We start from the raw sequence: 3,349 nt of genomic DNA, 5'->3' as shown, positions 1-3,349 counted from the left end.
GCGGTGGGGTCCTCCCGGGACAGGGCGCGGGCGGCTGTGCGGGTCGCCGGTGCCCCTGCCGGTCACTTCAGGGGCAGGCCGTGGGCGGTCCAGCGGTCGCCGACGCGCTCGACGACGAGCGGCAGGCCGAAGCAGTGCGAGAGGTTGCGGGAGGTGAGCTCGGTCTCCACGGGTCCCGCGGCGAGGACCTTGCCCTGGCGGATCATCAGGACGTGGGTGAAGCCGGGGGCGATCTCCTCGACGTGGTGGGTGACCATGATCATGGAGGGGGCGTACGGGTCGCGGGCGAGGCGGCCGAGGCGGCGGACCAGGTCCTCGCGGCCGCCGAGGTCGAGGCCGGCGGCGGGCTCGTCGAGGAGGAGGAGCTCCGGGTCGGTCATCATCGCGCGGGCGATCAGGGTGCGCTTGCGCTCGCCCTCGGAGAGGGTGCCGAACCTGCGGTCCAGGTAGTCGTTCATCCCGAGCCGGTCGAGGAAGGCCTTGGCGCGCTCCTCGTCGACCGGGTCGTAGTCCTCGTGCCAGGTGGCGGTCATGCCGTACGCGGCGGTGAGGACGGTCTGCAGGACGGTCTGGCGCTTCGGCAGCTTCTCCGCCATCGCGATGCCGGCCATGCCGATGCGGGGACGGAGTTCGAAGACGTCGGTGCCGACGCCGCCGAGCTGCTCGCCCAGGATGTGGGCGGTGCCCTTGGTGGGGAAGAGGTAGCTGGAGGCGATGTTCAGAAGGGTGGTCTTGCCGGCGCCGTTGGGTCCGAGGATCACCCAGCGCTCGCCCTCCTTGACCGACCAGGAGACCTCGTCCACCAGAGCCCGTCCGTCGCGGACCACGGATACGTCCACCAGCTCCAGTACATCGCTCATGAGCGCGTTGTCTCCCCTTGCGGTCGAGTCGTGTCGTCGCCTTGCGCCGGTGGGCGCGGCGTCCAGGGGAAAACCTACGTTATCGACGGAGCGGACCGGTCCGTAGGGCTTCCTTTGAGTCCTTAGTCTGGGGGGATGCTTTCGGAACCACGCTCAGGACGTCTGGCCGCCTGGGGCAATGCCCTGCTGGCCGGGGCGGTGTCGCCCGACGAGGCGGCGACGGCGATTGTCGGTGAGGACGCGGTGCACCGCGTGGAGGGGCTGCCGGGTGAGGCGGGGCCGGTGGGGCTGACGCTCGCGCTGGGCCGGCTGCGGCGGCTCGGGGTGACCGGGTGGCGGGTCGCGCTGCCGGCGCCGGGGCATCCGCTGGGGTTGAGCGGGCCGCCGGACTTCAACGCGCGCGCGTTGGAGGCGGAGGAGGCGGTGGTGGGCTTCGGCGCGCCGTACGGTCTCGTGCCGGAGGTCACGGAGGCGGGTCCGGCCGGCGACGTGCACGTCTCGGTGGTCTGGCACTGCCTGGCCGTACGGGAGGCTCCGCCCGCCGATGTGCCCTCGTTGGGCGAGGCCGAGCGGGAGCTGGCGGAGGCGCTGCGGGACGCGACGGCGGTCCTGACCCGGCTCGACGTGGCGGCCTCGGGGCCTGCGGCGGACGCGGCGCGCGAGGCGTACCGGGCGCGGGCGGAGGTGGGGCGCGAGGTGCTGGCGCCCGGATATCCGCCGCGCGCGGTGCGGGTGCTCGAGCTGGCGCAGCGGATCGGGCTGCTGGTGAACCTGGCGTACGGCCACGGGCACGGGGGTGCGGTGAGCGCCTCGGAGATGGCGGCGCGGGGCGAGGCTCTGCGGCCGGTGGAGCGGGTGGCTCGGCGGGCGCAGGTCGCGGCGTACAACGCGTACGTGGAGGAGAGGGAGCGGGAGCGGGGGTTCTGAGGCGGGGGGACCCCCTTCGCCCCAGCGGAACGATTGCCCGCAACGAGGCAAACCCCCGGCTCCGGGGGATCGTCCGGAGCCGGGGGTTCGTGTGGGGGGTCAGCCGTTGTAGGCGCCGTTGCCGAAGGCCGGGTTGAGCAGGCCGATCACGTTGACCGTGTTGCCGGAGACGTTCACGGGGACGTGGACCGGGACCTGCACCAGGTTGCCGGAGCCGACGCCCGGCGAGTGGAGGGCCTGCCCGTTGGCGTCCGCGTTCGCGGAGGCGACACCCGCACCGGCGGCGACGATGCCACCGGCGACGAGGGTGAGGGCAGCGGCCTTCTTGAGGTTCTTCACTTGGTACTTCCTCCTGGTCATCGCTGCGGCCGGTCCGCCGCAGCACGCCATGGAGAACGCCGTGGCCCCCGTCGGGTTGCGCCGAACGGGGGACATCCACACGACGGTATGAAGGACTGAACGGTCGTGCGCCCCGGCGCGTGAAGGGCGCGTGTCCGTTGTGTGTCAGGGGGTGAGGCCGTGTCTCACCGCCCAGAGCGCCGCCTGGGTGCGGTCCGCGAGGTCGAGTTTCATCAGGATGTTCGAGACGTGCGTCTTGACCGTCTTCTCGGAGAGGACGAGCGCGCGGGCGATCTCCCGGTTGGACCGGCCGTCCGCGATCAGACCGAGGACCTCGCGCTCCCGCTCCGTGAGGGACGGGCCCCGCCCCGTACCCCCGTGGGAGTCGTCCTGGGCGAGGAGCGCGTCGGCGACCTCGGGCTGGAGCAGGACGTGCCCCGCGTGGACGGAGCGAATCGCGCCGGCCAGGGCGTCGGGGTCGACGTCCTTGTAGACGTATCCGGAGGCTCCGGCGCGGAGCGCGGGGACGACCGTCCGCTGCTCGGTGAAGCTGGTGACGATCAGGACCCTGGCGGGGTTGGCGAGCTCGCGGAGCCGCTTGAGCGCCTCGATGCCGTCCGTGCCCGGCATCTTCACGTCCATGAGGACCACGTCGGGGCGGAGCTCCTCGGCCCTGGCGACCCCTTCGGCGCCGTCGGAGGCCTCCCCCACGACCTCTATGTCGTCCTGCACCTCCAGGAAGGTGCGCAGGCCCCGGCGGACGACCTGGTGGTCGTCGACCAGGAGCACGCGGATGGGCTTGTCAGCCACCGGGGACCTCCATCTCGATCGTGGTGCCCCGGTCCGGGGCCGAGGTCACCGTGAGTCTGCCGCCGACACCGCTCGCCCGGTCCCGCATGGAGACCAGGCCGAGGTGGCGGCCGGCGCGGCGGACCGTCCGCGGGTCGAAGCCCTTGCCGTCGTCGGTGACGGTGAGCCGCGCACCCTGGCCGCTGCGGGTGAGGGAGACCGCGACGAGCTTCGCGTCCGCGTGCCGCAGGGCGTTGTGCAGGGCCTCCTGGGCGACCCGCAGGACGGCCTCCTCCTGGGCGGCCGGCAGGGCCCGGGTCCCCGGGCTCTCGAAGGTGACCCGGGCGGAGTGGGCGCGGTCGAGGACCTGGATCTGGGTGCGGAGCGTGTGGACGAGGCCGTCCTCGTCGAGGGCGGCCTCGTCCACACGCTCC

General features: G+C 73.0%; 5 protein-coding genes. 1 reads left to right on the top strand and 4 read right to left on the bottom strand.

Features of this window, described 5'->3' with window-relative positions; genetic code table 11:
* Positions 1 to 62 precede the first annotated feature (62 nt).
* Positions 63 to 860, bottom strand: coding sequence for an ABC transporter ATP-binding protein (locus CCN56_RS36200; RefSeq protein WP_086831993.1), 798 nt, complete (start codon positions 858 to 860; stop codon positions 63 to 65).
* Positions 861 to 995: 135 nt separating this feature from the next.
* Here CCN56_RS36200 and CCN56_RS36195 point away from each other — a divergent pair, with 135 nt between their 5' ends.
* A complete protein-coding gene (locus CCN56_RS36195; RefSeq protein WP_086831992.1) occupies positions 996 to 1,787 on the top strand; it encodes a hypothetical protein in 792 nt (263 codons plus the stop codon).
* Positions 1,788 to 1,886: 99 nt separating this feature from the next.
* Here the strand turns inward: CCN56_RS36195 and CCN56_RS36190 are convergent, their stop codons facing one another.
* The 3 genes from CCN56_RS36190 to CCN56_RS36180 form a co-directional block, all read right to left on the bottom strand.
* Complete coding sequence (locus CCN56_RS36190; protein WP_086831991.1) at positions 1,887 to 2,126, bottom strand: chaplin; 240 nt, start codon at positions 2,124 to 2,126, stop codon at positions 1,887 to 1,889.
* 165 nt (positions 2,127 to 2,291) lie between these two features.
* Positions 2,292 to 2,936, bottom strand: a complete 645-nt coding sequence (locus CCN56_RS36185) for a response regulator transcription factor (protein WP_086831990.1) — start codon at positions 2,934 to 2,936, stop codon at positions 2,292 to 2,294.
* Positions 2,929 to 3,349, bottom strand: a 421-nt coding sequence (locus tag CCN56_RS36180) for a sensor histidine kinase (RefSeq protein WP_179200114.1), incomplete at its 5' end; no start/stop codon positions are given. The genes CCN56_RS36185 and CCN56_RS36180, both read right to left, overlap by 8 nt.

This window comes from Streptomyces sp. NRRL B-24572 (assembly GCF_002156145.1).
Lineage (GTDB): Bacteria > Actinomycetota > Actinomycetes > Streptomycetales > Streptomycetaceae > Streptomyces > Streptomyces vietnamensis.
This window is presented reverse-complemented; position numbering and strand designations above follow the sequence as displayed.